Below are 23,405 nucleotides of genomic sequence, written 5' to 3'. Positions count from 1 at the left end.
TGCGGTTCGCGCACATCCGTTGTGCTTACAGCCTCGGGGAAAGGAGTGGCAGGGGCGGTAGGATTCGAACCTACGAATGCCAGGATCAAAACCTGGTGCCTTGGGCCTCTTGGCGACGCCCCTGCATCAAACAATTCCCGTCGTATCCAGTGCATCAAGCAGTGGCGAGCGATCAACACCCGCAGCTACCCATGCCCGCAGTTCCTTCGGCAATTTCGCCAGAGCCTGCTCTGCAGCAGCGCGCGTGGTGAACTCGACGAAACAACCGCTTCCCGACCCCGTGAGCCGTGCCCGACCAATACCTGACAAGGCCTGGAACACCGCCTCGATGGCGGGTTCACGGCGCCGCAGTACCGGCTCGAACGCATTTCCGAGGACGGTCCCGGAAGCGAAGTCCGCTATTTTCACGGGCGCAGCATCCCGCGTCAAATGCGGCGAACGAAAAAGTTCAGCCGTGGGCACGTGAACACCCGGATCCACCAGCACATACCACGCTGGCGGCAGGTGGATTGACTGCAGTTTTTCACCCACGCCTTCGGCCCAGGCGCTGCGTCCGCGCGCAAATACCGGCACGTCGGCGCCCAGCTGCAGGCCAATGGCCGCCAGTGCGTCCTCATCCAACCCCGTGCCCCACAGCGCATTCAACGCCACCAGCACGGTCGCCGCATCGGACGAACCACCACCGAACCCACCGCCTGCGGGAATTCGCTTCTCAACCCGGATATCGGCACCTTGACTGCAATTGGAGGTAACTTGCAGGGCAATCGCTGCACGAACGACCAGATCTTCGGATTCCGCCACCCCCGGCACCGAAGGGCCGTCGCGATGTATCCGGCCGTCTTCACGCAGACGCAGGCCGATGCGGTCCCCCCAGTCCAGCAGACGGAATACGGTCTGCAGCTCGTGGTACCCGTCCGGTCGGCGGCCGGTGATATGCAGGAACAGATTCAGCTTGGCCGGCGCTGGCCAGTACGACCACCCCGCCACTTCGACCGCCGTCATTGTCCGCCAGCGCCCCATTCATCCACGATCAGACGCACCTTGGCATCGCCGTTGACCGCCTCGATACGGCGTGGCAACGATGGTCGGCCTGCTTCGGCCGGGTACCAATCCAGGTAATCAACCTGCCAGCCCTGCTGGCGCAGAACGCGCGGACGGCCGTCCGCATCGAAACCCTGGTGATCTGGCGTACCCGCTCGTTGCGCCGGCAGACCGCGCACCCAGTCGGGCAGTTGTTCGACCGGGATCTCCCAGCCGGTGGCCTGCAGCAGCACCTGACTGGCGTCATCACCGCCGCGCGGACCACCGTCCAGACCCTCCAGCCGCACCTGCTGTCCGGCGCCGCCGGTCAACTGCCAGCTCTGCCGGGTGACCGGCGCCGACAGGCTGACCCGGTAGCTTTCATCCTGCTGCTGCCAGTCGATGCGGCCGCTGCCGCCGTTGCGCCCTTTGCTGATCGCAACCCGGCCCTGGAACGACCACGCCGGCTGCGCGCGCAGCACGGCCTGTCGCGCCTGTTCGGCCGCCCGGGCCTGCTCGGAGACACGCTCCACTTCCGCTGCCACCGGCGCTTTCTGCCGCGTGGATACCGAACTACAGGCACTCAGCGCGCCCGCCACCAGCAACACCAGTGGCGCTCGCCACATCATCGTGTTCATACGCCAAATTTCTCGATCGCACGCTGCAGCGCGCGGTTGTCCGGATCCAGTTTGCGGGCCTCGTCGAAGAAGCGTCGCGCCTCCTCCTTGTTGCCCATCACCCACAGCACTTCGCCAACATGCGTGGCGATTTCCGGATCCTTGTTCAGGCCCCAGGCACGGCGCAGATGCACCAGCGCCTCTTCATTGCGGCCCAGCCGATAGAGCACCCAGCCGTAACTGTCGACGATGGCGGCGTTGTCCGGCTCGGCCACGCGCGCGCGATCGATCAGCTCCAATGCTTCCTGGTAACGCTGCGTGCGGTCGGCCAGCGTGTAACCCAGCGCATTGAGCGCGGCGACGTTCTCCGGCTCAGCCACCAGGATCTTGCGCAGATCCGCCTCGGCGCGCGGCACGTTGTCATTGCGTTCCCAGGACAGCGCGCGGGCATACAACAAGGCGCTGTCGTCCGGATACGCTGCCAGACCACGGGCCAGCACGTCCATCTCCGCCTCGGCATTGTCGTCGCGCTGCCGCAGCTCGGCTTCGAGCAGATAGGCATCGCGACGCAGATCGTCGTCCACCGCCGCATCGGCCTGGATGGCGTGCACTTCGACCGTGGCCTGCGCCTTCTCGCCCAACAGATACAACGCATTGACGGCGCGCAACTGCGCCTCGCCACGCTGCGGGCCGCCCGGCACGCTGTGGTACCAGTCCACGGCTTCCTGATAGCGCTTGAGGTATTCGGCAATCTTGCCCAGCAACAGGCGCTGGTCCGGATCCGGTTTGCCGGCCTTGGCCGAGATGTCCTGATACAACGCCAACAGCGCCGCGTCATCCTTCTGCTTGGCCAGCAGCGAGGCACGCATGCCCCAGGTCTGCAGATTCTGCTCACCTACCGCCAGCACGCGCTCGGCGGCCTTGGGCTCGCCAAACAGGTCGTAGGTGATGGCCAGCGCGTTGCGCAGCTCTTCATCCTGCGCCGCCTTGGGCTCGACGTTCCTGAGCAGGACAAGCGCCTCATTTTTGCTGCCGGACTGGTTGAGCTGGGTGGCGTGCAGCAGGACCACGCGCGGCTCGTCCGGGAAACGCTTGACCACTTCACCGACCATGCGCCGCGCCAGCTCAGGGCGCTCCATGCGCAGCGCCAGGCGGCCGAATTCCTGCCATGCCTCGAGATCCTCGGGAATGGCATTGGCGTCGACCAGCTCACCCAGTACCTGCGCTGGCACCGCCGGATCACGGCCACCGGTCGCCAGCGCCAGCAGCGCGTAGCGCCAGGCACGGGGTTCGGAGGAATGCAGTACCGCCAGCAGTTCCTTGCGCGCCAGACGGGCATCCCCCTTGCGCATGGCCAACGAAGCCCGGGTGGCACGCACGGCTACCGCGCGCGGATCGCGCTGCGCCCAGAGCGCCAGCGCCTGGCTGGCACCGGCGTCGTCGCCGGCCAGCATGGCGATGCGGGTGGCCCGTTCGGCCAGCCCGACATCTCCCTGCGCCTCCTGCGCCGCCTGCAGGTACCAGCGCGCCGAATCGGCCAACTTACCAGCCTGCAACGAAAATTCCCCGGCCAGCACCGGAGTCATGGGGCCTGCCGCCTCAGCCGCCGCCGGGGTCTGGGCGGTCCGCGCAGGGGCCGCCAGCACCGGGAAAACCGGCAGGGAAAACAACAGAACGCTGCATATGCGATGGAATACGGGCATCTGACGCGACCGGGCCGTAAAATGGCGGCCTTCAACAGCCAGCAGCTTATCGCAAGCAACTGAACAGATGACCTTGTGGGTGCTCGGACTGAATCACCAGACTGCGCCGGTGGAACTGCGCGAACGGGCTGCCTTTGGCGGTGAGGCTTTGCCGCGCGCGATGGATTCACTGCGCGGTGCACCGCAGCTGACCGAGGCGGTACTGCTGTCCACCTGCAACCGCACCGAGCTGTACGCGGTGGCCGAGGACAGCCAGGCCCTGGCGCAGTGGCTGGAGCAGCATGCCGGCAACCTGCAGGGCTACCTGTACCAGCACAGTGAAGGCGAGGCGGTACGCCACCTGTTCCGCGTGGCCACCGGGCTGGACTCGATGGTGCTGGGCGAACCGCAGATCCTGGGCCAGGTGAAGGATGCCTGGGCGCGGGCGCATGACAGCGGCATCATCGGCCACCAGCTCGATCGCCTGTTCCAGCAGACCTTCTCGGTCGCCAAGCGCGCACGCACCGATACCCGCGTGGGCGCCAATCCGGTGTCGGTGGCCTCCACCGCCGTGCGGCTGGCGCAGGACTCCTTCGCCCGGATGGATGAATCCACCGTGCTGCTGGTCGGCGCCGGCGAAACCATCGAACTGGCTGCCAAGCACTTGAGCGAAGCGCGGGTGAAGCGGCTGCTGATTGCCAACCGCACCCTGGCCCACGCGCAGGACCTGGCCACCCGCCATGGCGGCGTGGCCCTGCCCCTGAGCGAACTGGAACGGCACCTGGGCGAAGCGGACGTGGTGTTCTCGGCTACCGCGGCCCGCGAGCCGGTGATTCTGGAAAGCCACGTCACCACCGCCCTGCGCTCGCGCAAGCACAAGCCGATGTTGTTGTTCGACCTGGCGGTGCCGCGTGACATCGAGGCCGGCGTGGGCAAACTGGCAGACGCTTACCTGTACAGCGTGGATGACATGGAACGGGCCGTGGAGGAAAACCGCCGCAGTCGTCGTGAAGCCGCCGCCGAGGCCGAGGCCATCATCGATCTGCAGGTTGGCCGCTACCAGGACAATCTGCGCGCCGCGCAGCTGCAGACCCCGATCCGCCAGCTGCGCGCCTTTGGCGAAGCCTCCCGCTCTGAACTGCTGGCCAAGGCACGTCAGCAGCTGGTCTCCGGCAAGGACGCCGACGAAGTGCTGGAGCAGCTGGCCCACGGCCTGACCAACCGCCTGCTGCATCCCCCGACCGCTGCCCTGCGCCAAGCCGCGCTGGACGGCGACACCGACCTGACCCGCGCCGCCGAGCGCTTGTTCCCGGCCACACCCGGGTATCAACACCCTGTAGTGAGGACCGATGACGCCGACCCTGCGCCGTAAGTTGCTGGCACTGGCCGAGCGCCGTGAAGAACTGGAACGCCTGCTCTCCGAACCGGCAGTAGTCGCCGACAACGAGCGCTTCCGCAATTTCTCCCGCGAGTTCTCGCAGCTGGAGCCGGTCGCCAACGCGCTGGCGGCCGAAACGCGGGCCAAGGAAGACCTGGCCTCGGCAGAAGCCATGCGTGCCGACCCGGAACTACGCGAACTGGCGGAAGAGGAAATCAGCGCCGCCCAGGCCCGCCTGCAGGCGTTGGACGAAGAACTGGCGCTGCTGCTGGTGCCTCGCGACCCGCGCGACGAGGGCAACCTGTTCCTGGAAGTACGCGCCGGCACCGGCGGCGACGAAGCGGCGATCTTCGCCGGCGACCTGTTCCGCATGTATGCCCGCTATGCCGAGCGCCAGGGTTGGAAGGTCGAAATCGAATCCGACAACCCGGGCGAGCACGGTGGCTACAAGGAAGTGGTGGCGCGCGTGGTCGGTCGTGGTGCCTATTCGCGCTTGAAGTTTGAATCCGGCACCCACCGCGTACAGCGCGTGCCCGCCACCGAATCGCAGGGCCGCATCCATACCTCCGCTGCCACCGTGGCCATCATTCCCGAGGCCGACGATGTGGAAGAGATCGTCATCAACCCGGCCGATCTGCGGGTGGATACGTATCGTTCCTCCGGTGCGGGTGGCCAGCACGTCAACAAGACCGAGTCGGCGATCCGCATCACCCACATGCCGAGTGGCGTGGTGGTGGAATGCCAGACCGAGCGCAGCCAGCACGCCAACCGCGACAAGGCGATGAAGCGATTGAAGGCGCAGTTGCTGGATGCCGAACGCAACAAACAGGCCGCCGCACAGGCAGAGTCGCGGCGGTTGCAGGTGGGCAGCGGTGATCGCAGCCAACGCATCCGTACCTACAGCTTTCCGCAAGGGCGGATTACCGACCATCGCGTCGAAGGCCTGACCCTGTACGACCTGCCCAACATCATTGAAGGCGACCTGGATGCACTGGTGAGCCGCCTGCAGCATGAGCATCAGGTGGACGAGCTGGCGCGGTTGGCCGAGGGCAGCTGAGCGAAGCGGGTTTCGCTTGACTTGGTATCGCATGGCCCTGGCTTCACCCTTTCACTGCGCGAAAGGGACGGAACGGAAGCAACCGCAGTGGTTTCCCGCTCATCCTCGTCTTCCACAGAACGAGATGAGCCAAGCAAAAGCCCCTCAGGCGCGGCAAAATCACACTCATTGCACTCACCGCAGCCTGATCCGATGCCTCATCCCCCCAGCGAACGCGAGCAGCTGCGTGCCGCAGTCACCCGCCAACCCGCCGACTTCATCGCCTGGGTGATGCTGGCCGACGCCGAACTTGGCGAAGGTGATATCGGCGCCGGTGAAGCCGCCGCACAGCGCGCATTGCAGCTGCGTGCCGACCACCCCGAAGCCCTCGCCCGGCTCGGCCGTGCGCGCTGGATGCAGGGCCGTCACGACGAAGCCGCCGCGCTGTTGCAACGTGCCTGCCAACTGGCGCCGCAACATCCCGGCATGGCACTTTGGCTGGGCCATGTCCTTGAAGACGCCAACCAACCGGAAGCGGCCGCAGACGCCTACCGTCGCGCGCACCAGCTGGCACCGGACGAGGCCTACATGGCTGCGCAGCGGCTGAACTGGCAACGTCGTCTATGTGACTGGCGCGAGCTGGATGGCCTGTCGCGACAGGTACGCAATGCCGTCGCCCAAGGCAATCCGGCAGTGGAACCGTTCGCCTTTCTCAGCGAAGACGCCAGCCCCGCCGAGCAGCACGCCTGCGCCCGACAACGCGCGCAGGTGCTGGCACAAACCCTCCCCCGCCTGCCCGTGGCCCACGTGCGCGGGCACGGCCCGTTGCGGATCGGATTCCTGTCCAACGGCTTTGGCGCGCATCCCACCGGGTTGCTGACGGTGGCACTGTTTGAACAGCTGCGCGCGCAACCGCAATTGCAGGTGCATCTGTTCGCGCTGAACGCCGATGACGGCAGCGGCATCCGCCAACGTCTGCAGGCCGCTGCGCACACGTTGCACGATGTCTGCGCGCAGCCACATGTCGCCATTGCGCGCCGCATCCGCGATGCCGGCATCGACGTGCTGTTCGACCTGCGAGGCTGGGGCGGTGGCGGCACGCCGGAAGTGCTGGCGATGCGTCCAGCACCGATGCAGATCAACTGGCTGGCCTACCCCGGCACCTCCGGTGCGCCGTGGATGGATTACGTGCTGGCCGATGATTTCGTGCTGCCGCCGCAACGGGAGCCGGCCTTCAGTGAAAAGGTGCTGCGCCTGCCGCGCGCGTTCCAGCCTTCGGACAACACGCGCGTCGTTGCCGAACCACCCTCCCGCCACGAATGCGGGCTGCCGGAACAGGGCGTGGTGTTCTGCTGCTTCAACAACAGCTACAAGCTCAATCCGCGCAGTGTTGGTCGGCTGCTGGACGTGCTCAAGGGCGTGCCAGGCAGCGTGCTGTGGCTGCTGTCCGGGCCCGGCAAGGCTGACGACCGGCTGCGCGAGGTTGCGCAGCAGAACGGCGTGGAAGCGTCGCGACTGGTCTTCATGCGCAAGCTGCCGCATCCGCAGTACCTGGCGCGCTATCGCCACGCCGATCTGTTCCTGGACACGCATCCCTACAACGCACACACCACGGCCTCTGATGCACTGTGGGCCGGCTGTCCGGTGCTGACTGCACCCGGCGAGACGTTTGCTGCCCGCGTGGCCGGCAGCCTCAACCACTACCTCGGGCTGGACGACATGAACGTGGCCGATGATCGCGCTTTCGTCGATGCGGCCATCGCCCTGGGCAATGATCCGAGCGCACGACTGGCACTGCGCCAGCGGCTCGCAGAGGCGCGCGACCGCAGCGGGCTGTTCGACATGGCCGGCTATGCGGCGGACTTCTCCGCGCTGCTGCAACAACTGGCCCGCGCGCGTGGCTGGCAGGGCATCGACGCCGGCTGACACAGCGCTGCGGTAGGCTCGGCACTTCCAGACCGGGGGTACCCATGGCCAAGCTCAAGCGCAAGGAATACGAACAGCTGCTGGAACCCATGCAGCTGGAACTGGCCAACATGGCACGCTGGGCCCAGCAACGTGGGCAGCGGGTGCTGGCCCTGTTTGAGGGCCGTGACACCGCCGGCAAGGGCGGTGTGATCCAGGACCTGGCCGAGCACCTCAATCCGCGCCAATGCCGCGTGGTCGCGCTGCCCAAGCCGACTGATCGCGAGGACACCCAGTGGTATTTCCAGCGGCATACCGCGCACCTGCCGGCCGCTGGCGAGATCGTGTTGATGGACCGCAGCTGGTACAACCGCGCCGGCGTGGAAAAGGTGATGGGCTACTGCACCGACGCGCAGTACCAGGCCTTCCTCAAACAGGCACCGGTGTTCGAGAAGATGCTGGTGGACGACGGCATCCTGTTGTTCAAGTACTGGCTGTGCGTGGACCAGGAACAGCAGGAAAAGCGCTTCGCCGAGCGCCGCGAAGATCCACTCAAGGGCTGGAAGCTGTCACCGGTGGACTTGCAGTCACGCCTGGCCTACGACGATTACACGCGGGCGCGCGAGGCCATGCTGCAGGCCACGCACAGCCGCCATGCACCGTGGACGCTGGTGGATTTCAACGACCAGAAACGCGGCCGGCTGACCTTGATCCGCAATCTGCTTGACCGCCTGCCGGACACGCATATCGACGAACCGTTGGTGGAACTGCCGCCACTCAAGGGCAAGCTGAAGAAGGAGAAATTCGGCGTGGTGAAGCCGCTGCCTTCGATCGCGTTGAGTACCGGCGTGCCGTAAGCGTTCTCGTACGCAGAACTGCATCACGGCCCGCATCATCCGATACCCCACCGCGCGTCCCGGATGCCACGTGGGCTTACGCGGATTACAAGGGCCGAAACGGTAGAGCGCCCTCCCCCCTCTGCCGCGGGCGGGAGAGGGGCTTATTCTTCGCGACCGGCTTATGCGGCCTTGCCACCGGCGGCGCTGATCGCCTGCTCGATCTCATGCGCGTTGACCGGCCCGAGGAACTGCTTGGCGACCTTGCCGTCCGGGGCAATCAGGTAAGTCATCGGCAAGCCGCGCGGGGTGGCGAAGTCCTTGGGCGGGTTGTAGGTATCGATGATGGCGATGGGATAGGCGACCGGGTGTTCCTTCAGGAAGGCCTGCATCTCATCCAGCTCGATGTCCTCATAGGCCAGCCCGATCACTTCCACATTGCTGCGCATGGCATGCAGGGCCGACAACTCCGGCATTTCCTGCAGGCATGGCGCACACCACGTCGCCCAGAAGTTGACCACCACCCACTGCCCGCGATGACTGGCCAGATCGTAGGACTTTCCATCCACGGTCGGCACCTGCAGTTGCGGCATGTCAGCGGTCTGTTGCACGGCACCCGGCTGGGCCGGTGTTGCCGGGGCAGCGGTCTGCGGCGGGCCAGCGGGTGCCGGTTCGGGCGCAGCGTCGGGTTGCGCTGGCTTGCAACCCGCCAACAACAGGGCCAGCAGCGCAAGGGGAAGCAGCTTGTGGGTCATCGTGGATCTCCAGTGTTCGTGTAGATGTCATCCACACGGCGTTTAAGCAGTTCGCGCAACGGTACGCGCAGTTCGTCCAGCGCGCGGCAGGCTGCCTGGCCCAGGTCGTCGTCGCGGAAAGGCAGGTACTCCTCGGCCACGGGAATACGCAGTTGTGAGCTCTCGTACAGCTCATGCAGGGTGATGCGGTCCAGGTCACGCGCCAACAGCCACTGGCCCTGCTCGTCACGACGCAGCAGATCGATGCTCTCCATCTGCTCAAGCAGCTGCTGCAACAGTGAATCGGTGAGCATGGGTTCCAGCGTCAGCATCTGTTCTTCGTCCAGTCCCTTGCCCTGCTCCCGCGCCTCACGGAAGCGCCCAAGCAGACGCAACAGGCCATACAACTCTCCGCCCTGCGGCAAGCGGAACGCCACCGGCTGGTAACGGAATGCCGCGATGGACGAGGCCAGCGAGGCGCCCAACAGCACCGACACCCAGCCCAGGTAGATCCATAGCAGCAGGATCGGCACGAAGGCCACCGTGCCGTAAAGCTTCTGATAGGACTGGAAGCTGCCCAGGTACAGCCCCATGCCCCACTTCACCAGCTCCAGCATCAATACCGCCAACATCGCGCCGGGCACCGCGTGGCGCCACTTCACGGTGTGGTGCGGTACCACGCGGTAGATCAGCATCACACAGGCGAACTCGATCAACACCGGTGCCAGGCGCAGGCCCAGATCGGCCAGCCAGCGGCCCTCGGTGGTGCCGAACAATGGCAACGACAGCACCTTGGCCGAGACCGCCAACGAGGCAGCGGCCAGCAGCGCGCCCAGTGTCAGCACCGTCCAATAGACCAGGAAACGGGTGAGCTTTGGCCGCGCCGAGGCCACCCGCCAGATACGGTTGAAGGTCTGTTCGACGCTGTTGAGGGTGATCAGCAACGACGCCACCAGGGCGATGAAACCGGCGGCAGTCAGCTGCCCGGCGCTGGCCGAGAACTGGCGCAGATAGCCTTCGGCCGCACGTGCCGCCGAGGGCACGAAATTGGAGAACACGTAGTCACTCAGCGCCTCGCTCCAGCGGTCGAACATCGGGAACGCCGACAGCACGCCAAACACCACGATGGCCAGCGGCACCAGCGCGAACACGGTGGTGTAGGCCAGCGAACCGGCCGCCTGGAACAGGCGGTCATCCAGGAAACGGCACCACAGGAAGCGTGCAAAGCTGATGTTCCGCGCCCGGTCCCGCACGCGTTCCATCCATAGATTGAGGGAGTCCAGTGGTTCCATGCGGCAAGGGTACCCGATGCAAAGCGCGGCCCGCATCGCCGATACTGCCGGCTCCTGCGTGATGATTGGATGGTGTGATGGCGGAAATCCTGGTGCTGTACTACAGCCGTGGTGGTTCGGTGGCACGGCTGGCCCGGCAGATTGCCCGCGGCATTGGTGAGGTCCCCGGCATGAGTGCGCGCCTGCGTACGGTGCCGCCGGTGGCCGCTGTCACCCAGACCAGCGCGCCCCCGGTCCCCGACGATGGCGCCCCCTACGTCGAGATCAGCGACCTGGCCGAATGCGACGGGATCGTGCTGGGCAGCCCGACCCGCTTCGGCAACATGGCCGCACCGGTGAAGCACTTCCTGGATGGTTTGGGCGCCGAATGGGTGAACGGCACCTTGGCCGGCAAGCCGGCAGCGGTGTTCACATCCACCGCCTCGATGCACGGCGGCCAGGAATCCACCCTGCTGTCGATGCAGATCCCGCTGCTGCACCACGGTTGCCTGATCGTCGGCATCCCGTTCACCGAGCCCGCACTCAGCCACACCACCACCGGTGGCACGCCCTACGGTGCCAGTCATGTGGCCGGCGCGCAGGACGACCCGCAGCCCAGCGACGACGAGGCCCACCTGGCCCGCGTGCTCGGCCGTCGCGTGGCCGACATCGCCAAGCGGCTGGCGCAATGACGTCGCGCGCGCGGGACCTCGCGCTCGGCCTCGCATTGCTGTTGCTCGCTGCCCTCTACGCGTGGTGGTTCCGTAGCGACCGCCATCTGCCGGCGGTGCTGCTGGTGTTCGTGGCGCCACCGCTGCTTCTGCTGGCCGGCGTGGCGCTACAGCGCGCGCCAGCCCGGTTCTGGGCCGGCGTGCTGGCCCTGTTCTGGTTCAGCCACGGCGTGATGAGCGCCTGGGTGCATCGCGATGCCCTGCTGTACGCGGGGATCGAGATCGTGTTGTCGCTGTCGATCGTGGCGCTGGTCAGCGTGCCGGGCATGCGCGCGCGGTTTGCCAAGAAGCGTAGCCCGTAAACCCGCGCCGGTAGTGCCGAGCCATGCTCGGCTGGAGCTTTCCCGGCAAGGCCCCGCCGAGCATGACTCGGCGCTATCGCGTCTTTTCACTCACTTCTGCCATCCGGCTTTATCATGCGCAGCATCGCGGCACGGCGCCGCACGCAGTCACCGCAAGGATTTATCGCAATGATGGAAGAACTCCTGGTCGTCACCACCGGCGGCACGATCGACAAGATCTACTTCGACGACAAATCCGATTACCAGATCGGTGACCCGCAGATCGGCATGATCCTGCGCGAGCTGGGCGTGACCTTCCGCTTCAACGTCATTCCGATCCTGCGCAAGGATTCGCTGCATATCAGCGATGACGACCGCGAGCTGATCCGCGCCACCATCGCCGCCCAGCCCACCCGCCACGTGCTGGTGACCCACGGCACCGACTCGATGGTTGCCACCGGCAAGGTGCTGCAGACCATCCCCGACAAGACCATCGTGATGACCGGCGCGCTCAGCCCGGCACGCTTCCGTGGCTCGGATGCGGAATTCAACATCGGTTGCGCCATCGGCGCGGTGCAGTCGCTGCCGCCAGGCGTTTTCATCGCCATGAACGGCCGCATCTGGGACCCCACCCACGTGCGCAAGAACGTGGACGCCAATCGCTTCGAGGCCGTCTGAGTTGGCCAAGGGCACCCGCGCCAATGCCGCTCTGGACAAGGCCGGGATCGCCCACGGGCTGCACGCCTATGACTATTCGGCCGACGTCGACAGTAAAGGCCTGGCTGCGGCGCAGGCGTTGGGCATCGCGCCGGAGAGGATGTTCAAGACACTGATGGCGTGGGTGGACAAGCAGCCGGTAGTCGCGGTGATCCCCAGTGACCAGCGCCTGTCGCTGAAGAAACTTGCCGCCAGTTGCGGCGGCAAGCATGCACAGATGATGGAAGTGGCCGAAGCCGAGCGACGCAGCGGCTACAAGGTGGGCGGCATCAGTCCGTTCGCACAGCAGCGCCCGGCCACCGTCGTGTTTGCCGATGAGGTGCGGCAGCACGCGTCGGTGTACATCAATGCCGGCCAACGCGGCCTGCTGCTGGAGATCGCGCCGGTCGATGCGCTGCGCTTCCTGCAGGCACGGTGTGCGGACATCCGCGAGGGTTGATGCCCGCCCGGGGATCGAACGCCGCCGAAACGACAGCGGCACCGCAACGGCGCCGCTGTCACCACTACCGCATCAGAACGTAACCGACCAGCTGTTGATACGACCGGTATCACCACTTGCCTTGTCGTTGACCCGCAATTTCCAGGTGCCGTTGAGCGCCTCGCTGGACAGGTTCACGTTGAAGGTCTGCTTGATGTTGTCAGCGCTGCCGCCGGCATAGTTGCTCAGCACGTACACGCTGCCATCAGGCGCAACCAGGTCCACCTTCAGATCACCCTTCCAGGTGTGGCTGATATCCACCGCTACCGGCGTGGATGCCGGCGCATTGCCGCTGCGCCCGGACACAGCGATGGCACTTTCAACCGTCGCGTTGTCCACGATGTTCACCCCGGTGGCATTGCTGTACGTCTGCGAACCACCACCGCCACCGGTCCCCCAACTGGCCTGCAGGCTCACGCCGGAAAACGCCGAGTAGGCCGACAACATCACGTGGTACGTGCCGGCCACCGGCGTTGCGAAGCTGCAGCTCTCCGCGTTGCCACTCTTGTAGGGCCGGCAATCGTAAGTGGAGGTCGTGGGCTGGCTGCCGGCACGCACATACAGATCGGCATCACCGCTACCACCGGAACTGGCGATGACCAGATTGGCAGCCCCAGCGGGCACCTGCACGGTGAAGAACTGCGTGCTGCCCGCCGCACCGGACAATCCGGTCACCGGCACGCCATTGTTCAGATCACCGCCCGGGCCCGGTGGCGTGCCGCCATTGACCGCATCAACCACCGCCTTCGCATTGAGGATGCCTGGGCCGATGCTCTGCGAGGGCGTGGCGGGGAACGCCGTCACATTGGCCTTGATCAACGCCTCCACCTGGGCCGGCGTTTTGGGGGTCGTCGCCTGCGCCTGGATCAACGCCACGACGCCGGCAACATGTGGCGTCGCCATCGAGGTCCCGTTGTAGGACGCGTAGGTCTCCGTGCCCGGCGTGGTGCTGCCGGTATTGAGCGTGGACAGGATGCTTGAGCCCGGGGCGGCGATATCAATCAACGCACCGTAGTTGGAGAAGCTCGAGCGCGCGCCCGTACTGGTGGTGGATGCCACCGCGATCACGTTGCTGCAGTTGGCCGGCGAGGCATTGGAGACATTGGTGTTGTCATTGCCGGCGGCGATGACCAAGGTAGTCCCGCGACTGACCGCCCCGTTGATCGCGCTCTGCGTGGTCGCGCCGCAGGCACCGGAGCCACCAAGACTCAGGTTGATCACTTCAGCCGGATTGGCATTGGCAGGCACACCCGACACGGTGCCGCCTGACGCCCAGACAATGGCGTCGGCGATATCCGAGTCATAACCACCGCAGGTACCCAGCACGCGTACCGGCACGATCTTGGCACCATAGGCCACGCCTGCAACGCCCTTGGCGTTGTTGGTCACCGCTGCGATGGTGCCCGCCACGTGGGTGCCATGCCAGCTCGACCCCTGCGCGGCATGTATGCCACCGCACTGGTTGGCCGTCACCCAGTCACCCGGATCGCTGGGGTCGTTGTCACGACCATTGCCATCGTTGGACACCGTGGTGTCAGCAATGAAGTCATAGCCGGGGAGGATGTTGGCGTTCAGATCACTGTGGTTGGTGATGCCAGTGTCCAGCACCGCAACCACCGACCCGGCACCGTTGGTCACATCCCATGCCTGGTTGGCCTTGATGCCGTACGTCCCCGAGTACCCCCACTGCTCGCTGTAGCGGGTGTCATTGGGGGTCAGGTTGATGGTGTTCAGCCGATCGACTTCGACGTACTCAACATTCGGATCCGCCGCCAGCTTGCGCATCAACGTCTCGGCTTCGACGCGATCCAGGGCGGCATCCACGCTCACTACATCCGGGCCGACGGCCAGGCGCCGTAGTCGCTGCACATTGAGCGCTTTGCCGGCACGCGCAGGCAGCACCCGCGATGCGGCGGACAGGCTCTGCTTCAGCGCGGTTTCACCCGCCAGCTGACGGCTGTCCTGCCGGTACTTGACGATGAAGCGCTGGTGCGTGGGCGCGGATTCCAGTCCGGCCAGATACACCTCGCCGGCAAAGGCCGGCACACACAGGAGCAGTGAAGACAGCGAAGCAGTGCCAACCACCACCACGAACCTACGGCCAAGCCTACGGTGCGATTTGCGTGACATTGTTGAGCCCTTCTGCATTGGGATGCCGCGAACGCGGCGTCAGTCCAGCCCGGGCTTTCAAGTATCGATAACGCTGTTGCCCGGGTAGAACTACCCGGACCAGTCCCCTGTCACCGATCCGTGGTCGGAGAGTAAATGCCGGATAAACCCCTGCCAAGAGCGTTTCAAAGGAAACTTTCACTCATGCAAAATCCCCATAAGTGCCTGTTTCAAAACATAAATGCGATTTGCGTCACGGATCGTCGGGCATAAAAAAGCCCATCCAGGCATGCCGCCTGGATGGGCTTGGAAACCTTTGCTGCCTGTTCCGACTCAGCCGTCCAGGCGTACCAACCAACCATGACGATCCGGCTGGCGGCCGTACTGGATGTCGGTCAGTTCCTTGCGCAGCGACATGGTCACTTCACCGGCCGGCGCGCTCAGGTCGCCCACCGAGAAACCTTCGCCCTTGAGCTGGCCGATCGGGGTGATGACCGCAGCGGTGCCGCAGGCGAACACTTCGGTGATCTCGCCGGAGCTCACGCCCTGCTTCCACTCGTCGATGGTCACCTTGCGCTCCTCCACGGTCATGCCGCGGTCGCGCGCCAGCTGCAGGAGCGACTCACGGGTGATGCCTTCCAGGATGCTGCCCGACAGCGCCGGGGTGACCAGCGTGTTGGTCTTGCCGTAGACCAGGAACACGTTCATGCCGCCCAGCTCTTCCAGATACTTGCCCTCGACCGGGTCGAGGAACAGCACCTGCGAGCACCCCTGTGCCTGTGCCTGCTGCTGCGGCAGCAGCGATGCGGCGTAGTTGCCACCGCACTTGGCCGCGCCAGTACCGCCCTTGGCCGCACGCGCGTAGTCGGTGGACAACCAGATGGCGACCGGTGCCACGCCCTTGGCGAAGTACGGGCCGGCCGGGCTGGCGATCACGTAGAAGCTGGCCTTGTGCGCGCCACGCACGCCGAGGAAAGCTTCGTCGCCGATCATGAACGGACGGAAGTAAAGGCTGGCTTCGTCGGCATCGGACACCCAGTCCTTGTCGACGGCAGTGATCTGCTTGAGTGATTCAACGAAGATGTCCACCGGCAGTTCCGGCAGCGCCAGGCGGCGGGCCGAACGCTGCAGGCGCGCGCCGTTGGCTTCCGGGCGGAAGGTCCAGATCGAACCGTCGGCGTGGCGGTACGCCTTGATGCCCTCGAAGATTTCCTGGCCGTAATGCAGCACGGCAGCCGCCGGGTCCAATGCGATGGGGCCATACGGGGTTACCGCCGCATCGTGCCAGCCGGTGTCCTTGTCCCAACGCACGGCCACCATGTGGTCGGTGAAGTACAGGCCGAAGCCGGGCTTCTCCAGAATCTTGGCGCGCTCATCGGCGCTGCGCGGGTTGGCCGAACGGGTGACATCGAAGCTCAGGGAAGACTGGGACACCGGGTAATTCCTTCCAGATTGCGGGATGGGCACCGGTGTCGATACGGCCACCGGTTGATTGCAGGTCAGCCTCGGCGTCCTGCAGTTTTCCAGTCGATACCGGTACTGCAGGAGCGAGCCAACCCTTACAGCATGCCAGTTTCCAGGCGCGCCGCCTCGGACATCATGTGACGCCCCCACGGCGGATCGAACACCAGGTCGACGTCGGCCTGGGCCACCGTCGGAATCATTTCCAGTTTGCTGCGTACGTCGTCGACCAGGATCTCACCCATGCCGCAGCCGGGTGCGGTCAAGGTCATCTTGACGTCGACCTCGCGCTGGCCGTCCTCCAGATGCTTGATGTCCACTTCGTAGATCAGCCCCAGGTCAACGATGTTGAACGGAATCTCGGGATCGAAACAGGTCCGCAGCTGCTGCCAGACCAGCTTCTCGACATCTTCGTCGGCTGCACCTTCAGCCAGTTCCAGCCCCGGCGGCGGTTCCTTGCCGATGGCATCACCATCCTTGCCGGCGATACGGAACAGATTGCCTTCGACGAACACGGTATAGCTGCCGCCCAGTGCCTGGGTGATGTAGCCATAGCTGCCAGCGGGCAGGGTCACGCTATCGCCCTGCGGCACCATCACGGCCGGGCAATCACGCTCAAAATGGACGGGTTCACTGCTACGCGAATACATGTGGATCGATATGGGGACGCGGGGGCTTCCCGCAAGGTGCGTCATTTTATCCGACTGGGCGCCTTCCCCGCTGAAGGGCTATGCTGCGTGACCTGTTTGGGAATACCCATGTCCTCTGTTTCCTCGTCGGCGCGCGCCACTCATCACTGGCTTTGGCCACTACTGTTGCTGCTGGGGAGTATCACCATCACCGTCGCGTGGCTGCTCGCCGCGCTCGCCACCGGCACCCAAGCCGGCTGGATGGCGGTATTGGCCGCACTGGAAGCCGCATGGATGCTGCGTCTTGGCACATTCCGCGCCGGCCCGGCACGGGTCGCCATCGCCATCGCGGCAACACTGCTGATCGCCATTGCCGCCAATTGGGCGATCGCTGCCGCCTATATCGGTGGCCCGATGGGACTCACTCCATGGGAATCAGCGTTTCGTATGGGGCCACATCTGGCCTGGACGTTGCTGTCCCTGGCCAACGGCCTGGCCGAAGGCATCTGGCTGGTCATCGCCCTGTTGGTGGCCTGGCGTTCGGCGCGCTGAGCGCGTGGGCTTGATCGCAGTTGGGTAGGCCGGAATGCGTTGCGCTTTTGCTCGCTGCGAGCACCGTGGATGTGGCGTGTGCTGACTGAACCCCACCGCTGTTCATTGCCGCTCCAATCAGTCAGAGTAATTTTGGTTACACAAAATTGCACCCATGTGTAACCAAATGTCATTTTCGGCACATTTTTCTGTGCTGGAGTGGCACATCCAATAGAGTTAAATATTCGTAATTTCTTGACTCCCCTGCACCAACACTGCGGAGTCAAATGTGAGTATCCAGCCTCTGAGTCACGCAATTCGTCGTGCCCTGTTGCCCATGTCCACCGCCGCCCTGGCGCTGGGAGCGGCCGGCAGCGTCCTCGCTCAGGACACCCCTCCCAAGGAAGAGGCCACCAACCTGGACCGCATTCAGGTCACTGGTTCGCGCATCAAGCGCGCCGATCTGGAGACCTCCAGCCCCGTTTTCACCATCGACCGTCAGAACATTGAAAGCTCCGGTGCAGCCACGGTCGGCGAATTCCTGCAACGCACCCCGGCCATCGCCGGTGCGGCCACCAATCCCCAGGTCAACAACGGCGGCGGCGCAGGCGCGGCCACGGTCGACCTGCGCGGCCTGGGTGTGAACCGTTCGCTGGTGCTGGTGGATGGCAAGCGCTGGATCGGCACTATCTCCAACGCCAACGGCGCAGTGGACGTGAACTCCATCCCGATGGCACTGATTGAGCGCGTCGAGGTGCTGAAGGACGGCGCATCGGCCATCTACGGCTCCGACGCCATCGGCGGCGTGGTCAACTTCATCCTGCGCAAGGACTTCGAAGGACTCGAAGCCAGCGCCTTCTATGGCATTTCCTCGCGCGGCGATGCCGACACCCAACGCTTCGATGCCACCTTCGGCATGGTCGGTGACCGCGGCCGAATGATGCTGGGTGCCAGCTACGACAAGGAGGATTCGGTCAGCGCCGCCGACCGCACCTATTCCAGCCAGCCCTACCAGCTGTATGCCGGTGAGCACGGTATTGGTGGCACCAGCCGCATCCTGACCGGTCGCTACGTGGTGCCGCGTGCCTCGGCCACTGGCGTGGACCTGACCGACCCCAACTGCGGTACCGGGGCAAACGTGACGTTGACCCGTATCGATGGCCGACCTGGCAGCTCGCAATCGGATTTCCGTTGCTTCAACGCAAACACTGACGTCTACAACTTCCAGGCCGACGGCAACCTCAACCTCACTCCGCAGGAACGCACCGCGCTGTTCCTGAGCGGCAACTACCAGCTCACAGACAACATCGAAGCCTTCATGCTCGGTTCGTGGCTGCGTACCGAGTCCTCGTTCTTCATCGCGCCACTGCCGTTCGATGGCCGTGCCGCTGTGGACAACGTACCGATCAGCAAGGACAGCATCTACAACCCGTTCGGCGTGGACATCACCGATGCACGTCTGCGCCTGCGTAATTTCATCCCGACCCGCACCACCCGCTTCGAGACCGAGACTTACCAGATCACCGGCGGCCTGCGCGGTGTGTTCGGCGACAGCAGCTGGAGTTGGGATGCCTCCTACGGCTACGGTCGTACACCGCAGTCTTCCGCGGTACGCGGCTATCTTTACAGCCCGGGCCTGACCGATGCCCTTGGCCCGTCGATGATCGACCCGGCCACCGGCAATCCCATCTGTGTGCGCACGCCGGGCAATGCCGCCACCGCCATCGCCGGCTGCTTGCCGGTCAACTTCCTCGGTCCGCCGCCGGATGCAAGTACGCCGGCTGGACAGGCCCAGCTGGCCGCGCTGGAACTGATCAACCCCACCATTCACAGCAGCAACGAGAATGACCTGAAGGTCTTCAATGCCAACGTCACTGGCGACTTGTTCAGCATGCCGGCCGGCGCGGTATCGCTGGCCGTCGGCGTCGAACGTCGCGTGGAATCGGCCAGCTCCAGCAGCGACTTCCTGACCATCATCCCGCCGGGAGAAACGGTCTGCCTTATCACCCAGGAAGCCTGTACGTTCGGCGATATCTCCGGCAAGTTCGACGTCAACGAAATCTATGCCGAGGCCTTGATTCCGTTGTTGGCCGACATGCCGTTCGCCGAAAAGCTCAACGTTTCGCTGGGCACACGCTATTCGGATTACTCGAACTTCGGCGGCACCACCAACTCCAAGATCGGCGTGGAGTGGAAGCCGTTCGCCGACCTGCTGGTACGTGCAACCTACGCGGACGTTTTCCGGGCCCCGACCATCGGCGACCTGTACTCACCCACTGTACCCAGTGCCAGTACCTACACCGACCCCTGCAATGGTTACACCGGCGGGAATCCCACCGCCTGCGCAGGCGTACCGACCGACGGATCGTTCCGCCAGAGCAACAACCAGGTGACATCGTTCCAGGTCGCCAATTCCGCACTGGTGCCGGAAGAAGGTGATGTGCTCACCTATGGCTTCGTCTACAGCCCAAGTTGGTTGGAAGGCTTCAGCGTCACCGCAGACTACTGGCGGGTGAAGCTGGAGAAGTTCATCACCAACCTGCCGGAAAACGTGCTGCTCAACCAGTGCTTCAACTTCGGTCGCTTCTGCGACACGTTTGTTCGTGATGACGCGGGCGATGTGGCACAGATGACCAACATCACCGGCAACTTCGGCACGTTGGAAACCTCCGGCATGGACCTGGGCTTCCGCTATATGTTCCCGGAAAGCGCGTGGGGCAAGTTCAGCTGGAACCTGGACACCACCTACCTGGCCAAGTACGACGTGCAGTTGCTGGCCGGCGACCCCAGCAGCAACGTCGGCGCGTTCCCCGGCATACCGGAGAGCACCGGACTGGCCGGCACCTTCGTCGACAATGCCTCCTCCGGCTTCGGCAACATGGCCCGTTGGCGTGCGCTCAATGACCTGAGCTGGTCACGTGGCAACCTCAGCGCCAGCCTGACCACGCGCTACGTGCACCATGTGTACGAAGCACCGGACGTGGCTGACGTCACCGACCCCGGCTATGTGGCCAAGCGCCGGGTACCGTCCTTCACCCAGACCGACTTCCAGATCGGTTACCGCTTCGAGGATCTGAAGAACAGCTCCATCCAGATCGGCGTGCGCAACCTTACTGACCGCCAGCCGCCGTTGATCTATTCTGGCTTCAACGCCTCGACGGACATGCGGACCTACGATGCAATCGGCCGTTTCTACTGGATGCGCTGGACTGCCCGCTTCTGACCCTGAGTCAGCACCACCGGCATCCGCCGCGGCACCTGCCGCGGCGGATGTTCAGGGCAGCCACCTGCGCCACTACATCCGCACTTACGACAACAGCCTGCCGGCGGACCTGTGCAGCAAGCTGATTGAATCCTTCACCACGCTCGCACGATTCCAGCAACGCAACGGACGCGGCATCCGCGCAGGGCTGGACGACAGCGCCTGGACCGAGCTGGATGTCAGCAAGCTTTCCGACGCTGGCTTCCTGGCATTCTTCCGGCAGCTGATCAGCCAGTCGCTGCAGCGCTACAACGCCGATGTCGGTCTGCCCATCGCAGTACCTGACAGCCCGCTGTTGAGTCCATTGATCCTCAAACGCTACCGCGCCGGCGACGAGGAAAAATTCCAGACGCACTTCGACTCGATCAATGACGTCTGTGATCGCTACCTGGTGTTTCTCTGGTACTTGAATGATGTGGAGGAAGGCGGCCAGACCTGGTTCCCGGGGCTGCATACCGGAGTAGCACCACGCGCAGGACGGCTGCTGATGTTCCCCCCCTACTGGATGTATGCCCACCAGGGGCAGGCATCGCCGCATCAGGACAAATACATCCTGTCCACATACCTGCGCTTCCCTCAGCGTCACTCCACTCCGTAGCCATAGCGCTGCAGCCATGGAGTCAGTGCGGCCAGGGTGGCGTCGGTGAAGTACGCCCGATAGCGCTTCCAGCGATCAACCGCGTTGGCATTGATCGGCTGGATCACCTGCGCGTAGCTGGGTGTATTGATGCGTCGCGTACGTGCCGCCGACGCATGATGGGATGCCAGCTGTACCGGCTCCATCGACAGCGACAGGAACCCCATCAAGGCTTCCAGCTCCGCTTCCGGTGCCCGCACCAGATCCTCGTAGCGCAGTACATGCACCCGCGCCGGCGCCCGCTGCCGCTGCGCGTCCCACCAGGCCATCACTGTGGCGTAGGTGTTGGCGGTGGCTTCCAGTGAGGCAAATGCGAGTGCGCCACCATTCATGCCGAACGCCTGCATGTGGCAGCTCAGCACACAGTCGCAGGGATGACGCAACAGCAGCAGCCATTGCGCCCGCGGAAACAAGCGCGCCACGTAGGGGAGCCGCGTCATCGTCAACGGGTACTTGTCGATCAGGCGACCGCTCGGGTGCACGTAGCGGCGCACTTGCTGCCAATAGATATCCCGGGCATGCGTGATCTGGGCTGACGTCAGCAACGCCAGCGATTGATCCAGGTCAGTGTCGCGCCAACCGGGTCGGCCGCGCAGGTATTCGATCGCGACTTCGAGCGCCGGCCGTTCATCCAGCACATCCAACTGCGGATGAGCGTCGAGCATGCGTTCCAGCAGTGTCGTGCCGGAGCGCGGAAAGCCGACCAGAAAAACCGGGTCCTCTGGCTGCATGTCTTCCACCGGCGCATTCCATGCCTCGGGGGCACGGTGCTGCAGACGCTGCTGCAACCAGCCCAGAACGGCGGGCAGTTCGGTGTCTGGCATGCGCTCCAGGAATGCCTGGGCTGACGCGTCATGCGCGAGCGCCAATGCCGTCATGGCCTCATCGGTTGCCCCCGCCGCGTCGTGGCACTTGGCCTGCTCGAAGCGCAGCTGCGCCTGCATCGCCAATGGCAGGGGCTGCGACAAGGCCGGCAGCAGGCGCTCCATCGCCTCGCTCAACTGCCCTTGCCGGCGCAGCACCCGCGCCGAGGCCAACGCCCACATCCCGCCGCTATCGGCGGCGACCATGTTCAGCACGCTCGCGGCCTCATCGATGCGATTGAGCCGCTCAAGCAACAAGGCAAGGCGAACGCGCGATTCGCTGTCCGCCGGCGTCGTTGCCAGCAGCTGTTGATAGAGCGCGAGCGCATGTTCATCGTCGCCTGCCTGTGCCCACAGCCAGGCCAATGCGCGTTGCTGGTCGATATCCAGCGTATCCGCATCGATGTCCGCAAGGCACAGCGCCAGATCATCGAACCGCTCCAGCTCCATCAACGACTGTGCGTATGCCAGACGTACGTCCGCCGCGTCCGGCTCGCATGCGAACGCCTTCGCCAGCACACGGTGCGCATCGACAAAACGCCGCAGCCCGAGCCAGGCAAGTCCCTGTCCCAACAGCACGGCGACATCATCACCCACCAGACTACGTGCATGCTCGAAGGCGCGGTCGGCGCCAGCATGGTCACCACACTCCAGGCAGGCATTGCCCAGATTGATCCAGGTTTCCGGAACGCGTGGCTGCCGCTGCGCCGCTTCCTCGAACAATGCGCGGGCCGCTTCCGTCTTGCCTTGGTGTGCCAGGGCCAATGCCAGCAATTGCATCGCGACAGCTGCATCAGGCGTAACGTCTATTACACGTCGCATCAGCACTTCCGCTTCCCGGGCCTGTCCTTGCTGGAGCAGCTCAAGCGCCTGATCAAGTTGAATCCGGGTCACTGTCACGCCTCTTCAGTTACGGAAGAAATCATCATCGCGAAATCGCAATAACGGACTATCGGAATGCAAATTCAGGTACGTCGACCATCCTCATGTATGAGCAGCATAGAGCTGTCCGGAAACCTGGCAACTCTCTCCCAGGCGCGGCCTTTCTCAGCCCCTCAAATCACAGGGGCAAGCGAGGACATTCCGGAACTGCCCGGCCTGTCCGGGCTTCTTTTTTCATCACTATTTCACATGTGTTTCCGCGAACATGTGCACGGCGATTCCGCCTGCGCCACGCCCTTTGCATTCATGGGCCGCTAGGCATCCATCTGTTGCTGCAGTCTCCGC

At 64.5% G+C, this 23,405-nt stretch carries 19 protein-coding genes, 1 tRNA gene and 2 pseudogenes; 11 read left to right on the top strand and 11 right to left on the bottom strand.

Annotated elements, in window-relative coordinates:
• Positions 1-46 precede the first annotated feature (46 nt).
• From ABB26_RS07590 to ABB26_RS07575, 4 genes are all read right to left on the bottom strand, one after another.
• Positions 47-123, bottom strand: a tRNA-Gln gene (locus ABB26_RS07590).
• A gap of 3 nt (positions 124-126) precedes the next feature.
• The gene (gene ispE / locus ABB26_RS07585; RefSeq protein WP_057633080.1) at positions 127-1,002 is read right to left on the bottom strand and encodes a 4-(cytidine 5'-diphospho)-2-C-methyl-D-erythritol kinase; all 876 of its coding nucleotides are present in this window, start codon (positions 1,000-1,002) and stop codon (positions 127-129) included.
• Positions 999-1,658 (bottom strand): lipoprotein insertase outer membrane protein LolB, encoded by a 660-nt coding sequence (lolB, locus tag ABB26_RS07580; RefSeq protein ID WP_057633079.1) that lies wholly within the window; start codon positions 1,656-1,658, stop codon positions 999-1,001. Before lolB ends, ispE begins: the two co-directional genes overlap by 4 nt.
• Positions 1,655-3,340, bottom strand: coding sequence for a tetratricopeptide repeat protein (locus tag ABB26_RS07575; protein ID WP_057633078.1), 1,686 nt, complete (start codon positions 3,338-3,340; stop codon positions 1,655-1,657). The genes lolB and ABB26_RS07575 overlap by 4 nt, the downstream gene beginning before the upstream one ends.
• Positions 3,341-3,407: 67 nt before the next feature.
• Here ABB26_RS07575 and hemA point away from each other — a divergent pair, with 67 nt between their 5' ends.
• The 4 genes from hemA (at position 3,408) to ppk2 (ending at position 8,495) form a co-directional block, all read left to right on the top strand.
• A complete protein-coding gene (hemA, locus tag ABB26_RS07570; protein ID WP_057633077.1) occupies positions 3,408-4,691 on the top strand; it encodes a glutamyl-tRNA reductase in 1,284 nt (427 codons plus the stop codon).
• Positions 4,669-5,754 (top strand): peptide chain release factor 1, encoded by a 1,086-nt coding sequence (gene prfA, locus ABB26_RS07565; RefSeq protein ID WP_057633076.1) that lies wholly within the window; start codon positions 4,669-4,671, stop codon positions 5,752-5,754. Before hemA ends, prfA begins: the two co-directional genes overlap by 23 nt.
• Positions 5,755-5,946: 192 nt before the next feature.
• On the top strand, positions 5,947-7,659 hold the full coding sequence (locus ABB26_RS07560) for an O-linked N-acetylglucosamine transferase, SPINDLY family protein (protein WP_057633075.1): 1,713 nt from the start codon (positions 5,947-5,949) through the stop codon (positions 7,657-7,659).
• Between the two features lie 44 nt (positions 7,660-7,703).
• On the top strand, positions 7,704-8,495 hold the full coding sequence (ppk2, locus tag ABB26_RS07555; protein WP_057633074.1) for a polyphosphate kinase 2: 792 nt from the start codon (positions 7,704-7,706) through the stop codon (positions 8,493-8,495).
• 161 nt (positions 8,496-8,656) lie between these two features.
• On the opposite strand, the gene ABB26_RS07550 is transcribed toward ppk2, so the two are convergent.
• Positions 8,657-9,229, bottom strand: a complete 573-nt coding sequence (locus ABB26_RS07550; RefSeq protein ID WP_057633073.1) for a TlpA family protein disulfide reductase — start codon at positions 9,227-9,229, stop codon at positions 8,657-8,659.
• Positions 9,226-10,500, bottom strand: coding sequence for a YihY family inner membrane protein (locus tag ABB26_RS07545; RefSeq protein WP_057633072.1), 1,275 nt, complete (start codon positions 10,498-10,500; stop codon positions 9,226-9,228). The genes ABB26_RS07550 and ABB26_RS07545 overlap by 4 nt, the downstream gene beginning before the upstream one ends.
• Positions 10,501-10,577: 77 nt before the next feature.
• On the opposite strand from ABB26_RS07545, the gene wrbA reads away from it, so the two are divergent.
• The 4 genes from wrbA (at position 10,578) to ybaK (ending at position 12,647) form a co-directional block, all read left to right on the top strand.
• On the top strand, positions 10,578-11,171 hold the full coding sequence (gene wrbA / locus ABB26_RS07540; RefSeq protein ID WP_057633191.1) for an NAD(P)H:quinone oxidoreductase: 594 nt from the start codon (positions 10,578-10,580) through the stop codon (positions 11,169-11,171).
• The gene (locus ABB26_RS07535; RefSeq protein WP_057633071.1) at positions 11,168-11,512 is read left to right on the top strand and encodes a DUF2069 domain-containing protein; all 345 of its coding nucleotides are present in this window, start codon (positions 11,168-11,170) and stop codon (positions 11,510-11,512) included. The genes wrbA and ABB26_RS07535 overlap by 4 nt, the downstream gene beginning before the upstream one ends.
• A 171-nt stretch (positions 11,513-11,683) precedes the next feature.
• Positions 11,684-12,169, top strand: coding sequence for an asparaginase domain-containing protein (locus tag ABB26_RS07530; RefSeq protein ID WP_057633190.1), 486 nt, complete (start codon positions 11,684-11,686; stop codon positions 12,167-12,169).
• 1 nt (position 12,170) lies between these two features.
• Positions 12,171-12,647 (top strand): Cys-tRNA(Pro) deacylase, encoded by a 477-nt coding sequence (gene ybaK, locus ABB26_RS07525; RefSeq protein ID WP_057633070.1) that lies wholly within the window; start codon positions 12,171-12,173, stop codon positions 12,645-12,647.
• Positions 12,648-12,719: 72 nt separating this feature from the next.
• Here ybaK and ABB26_RS19420 read toward each other — a convergent pair.
• The 4 genes and pseudogenes from ABB26_RS19420 to sufT form a co-directional block, all read right to left on the bottom strand.
• Positions 12,720-12,941 (bottom strand): annotated as a pseudogene (locus ABB26_RS19420) (proprotein convertase P-domain-containing protein); the annotation flags it as partial.
• Between the two features lie 141 nt (positions 12,942-13,082).
• A pseudogene (locus ABB26_RS07520) lies at positions 13,083-14,816 on the bottom strand (S8 family peptidase); the annotation flags it as partial.
• A 312-nt stretch (positions 14,817-15,128) separates the two neighbouring features.
• Positions 15,129-16,229 carry a branched-chain amino acid aminotransferase gene (locus ABB26_RS07515; RefSeq protein ID WP_057633068.1) on the bottom strand — a complete coding sequence of 367 codons (1,101 nt, stop codon included), beginning with the start codon at positions 16,227-16,229 and terminating at the stop codon, positions 15,129-15,131.
• A gap of 125 nt (positions 16,230-16,354) precedes the next feature.
• Complete coding sequence (sufT, locus tag ABB26_RS07510; RefSeq protein ID WP_057633067.1) at positions 16,355-16,906, bottom strand: putative Fe-S cluster assembly protein SufT; 552 nt, start codon at positions 16,904-16,906, stop codon at positions 16,355-16,357.
• A 108-nt stretch (positions 16,907-17,014) separates the two neighbouring features.
• Here sufT and ABB26_RS07505 point away from each other — a divergent pair, with 108 nt between their 5' ends.
• The 3 genes from ABB26_RS07505 to ABB26_RS07495 all read left to right on the top strand — a co-directional run bounded on the left by ABB26_RS07505 (position 17,015) and on the right by ABB26_RS07495 (position 21,276).
• A complete protein-coding gene (locus tag ABB26_RS07505; RefSeq protein WP_057633066.1) occupies positions 17,015-17,437 on the top strand; it encodes a hypothetical protein in 423 nt (140 codons plus the stop codon).
• A gap of 316 nt (positions 17,438-17,753) precedes the next feature.
• The gene (locus ABB26_RS07500) at positions 17,754-20,639 is read left to right on the top strand and encodes a TonB-dependent receptor plug domain-containing protein (RefSeq protein ID WP_057633065.1); all 2,886 of its coding nucleotides are present in this window, start codon (positions 17,754-17,756) and stop codon (positions 20,637-20,639) included.
• Positions 20,593-21,276 carry a 2OG-Fe(II) oxygenase gene (locus tag ABB26_RS07495; protein WP_083490725.1) on the top strand — a complete coding sequence of 228 codons (684 nt, stop codon included), beginning with the start codon at positions 20,593-20,595 and terminating at the stop codon, positions 21,274-21,276. The genes ABB26_RS07500 and ABB26_RS07495 overlap by 47 nt, the downstream gene beginning before the upstream one ends.
• Here the strand turns inward: ABB26_RS07495 and ABB26_RS07490 are convergent.
• Positions 21,261-23,072 carry a tetratricopeptide repeat-containing sulfotransferase family protein gene (locus ABB26_RS07490; protein ID WP_161809019.1) on the bottom strand — a complete coding sequence of 604 codons (1,812 nt, stop codon included), beginning with the start codon at positions 23,070-23,072 and terminating at the stop codon, positions 21,261-21,263. The genes ABB26_RS07495 and ABB26_RS07490 overlap by 16 nt on opposite strands.
• Positions 23,073-23,405 lie beyond the last annotated feature (333 nt).

This window comes from Stenotrophomonas humi (assembly GCF_001431415.1).
GTDB classification, from domain to species: domain Bacteria; phylum Pseudomonadota; class Gammaproteobacteria; order Xanthomonadales; family Xanthomonadaceae; genus Stenotrophomonas; species Stenotrophomonas humi.
This window is presented reverse-complemented; position numbering and strand designations above follow the sequence as displayed.

Excerpts from the sequence above, each read along its gene's own strand:
- ispE (WP_057633080.1), bottom strand. The coding sequence starts at position 1,002 with ATGACGGCGGTCGAAGTGGCGGGGTGGTCGTACTGGCCAGCGCCGGCC.
- lolB (WP_057633079.1), bottom strand. The coding sequence starts at position 1,658 with ATGAACACGATGATGTGGCGAGCGCCACTGGTGTTGCTGGTGGCGGGC.
- ABB26_RS07575 (WP_057633078.1), bottom strand. The coding sequence starts at position 3,340 with ATGCCCGTATTCCATCGCATATGCAGCGTTCTGTTGTTTTCCCTGCCG.
- hemA (WP_057633077.1), top strand. The coding sequence starts at position 3,408 with ATGACCTTGTGGGTGCTCGGACTGAATCACCAGACTGCGCCGGTGGAA.
- prfA (WP_057633076.1), top strand. The coding sequence starts at position 4,669 with ATGACGCCGACCCTGCGCCGTAAGTTGCTGGCACTGGCCGAGCGCCGT.
- ABB26_RS07560 (WP_057633075.1), top strand. The coding sequence starts at position 5,947 with ATGCCTCATCCCCCCAGCGAACGCGAGCAGCTGCGTGCCGCAGTCACC.
- ppk2 (WP_057633074.1), top strand. The coding sequence starts at position 7,704 with ATGGCCAAGCTCAAGCGCAAGGAATACGAACAGCTGCTGGAACCCATG.
- ABB26_RS07550 (WP_057633073.1), bottom strand. The coding sequence starts at position 9,229 with ATGACCCACAAGCTGCTTCCCCTTGCGCTGCTGGCCCTGTTGTTGGCG.
- ABB26_RS07545 (WP_057633072.1), bottom strand. The coding sequence starts at position 10,500 with ATGGAACCACTGGACTCCCTCAATCTATGGATGGAACGCGTGCGGGAC.
- wrbA (WP_057633191.1), top strand. The coding sequence starts at position 10,578 with ATGGCGGAAATCCTGGTGCTGTACTACAGCCGTGGTGGTTCGGTGGCA.
- ABB26_RS07535 (WP_057633071.1), top strand. The coding sequence starts at position 11,168 with ATGACGTCGCGCGCGCGGGACCTCGCGCTCGGCCTCGCATTGCTGTTG.
- ABB26_RS07530 (WP_057633190.1), top strand. The coding sequence starts at position 11,684 with ATGGAAGAACTCCTGGTCGTCACCACCGGCGGCACGATCGACAAGATC.
- sufT (WP_057633067.1), bottom strand. The coding sequence starts at position 16,906 with ATGTATTCGCGTAGCAGTGAACCCGTCCATTTTGAGCGTGATTGCCCG.
- ABB26_RS07505 (WP_057633066.1), top strand. The coding sequence starts at position 17,015 with ATGTCCTCTGTTTCCTCGTCGGCGCGCGCCACTCATCACTGGCTTTGG.
- ABB26_RS07500 (WP_057633065.1), top strand. The coding sequence starts at position 17,754 with ATGTCCACCGCCGCCCTGGCGCTGGGAGCGGCCGGCAGCGTCCTCGCT.
- ABB26_RS07495 (WP_083490725.1), top strand. The coding sequence starts at position 20,593 with ATGCAATCGGCCGTTTCTACTGGATGCGCTGGACTGCCCGCTTCTGAC.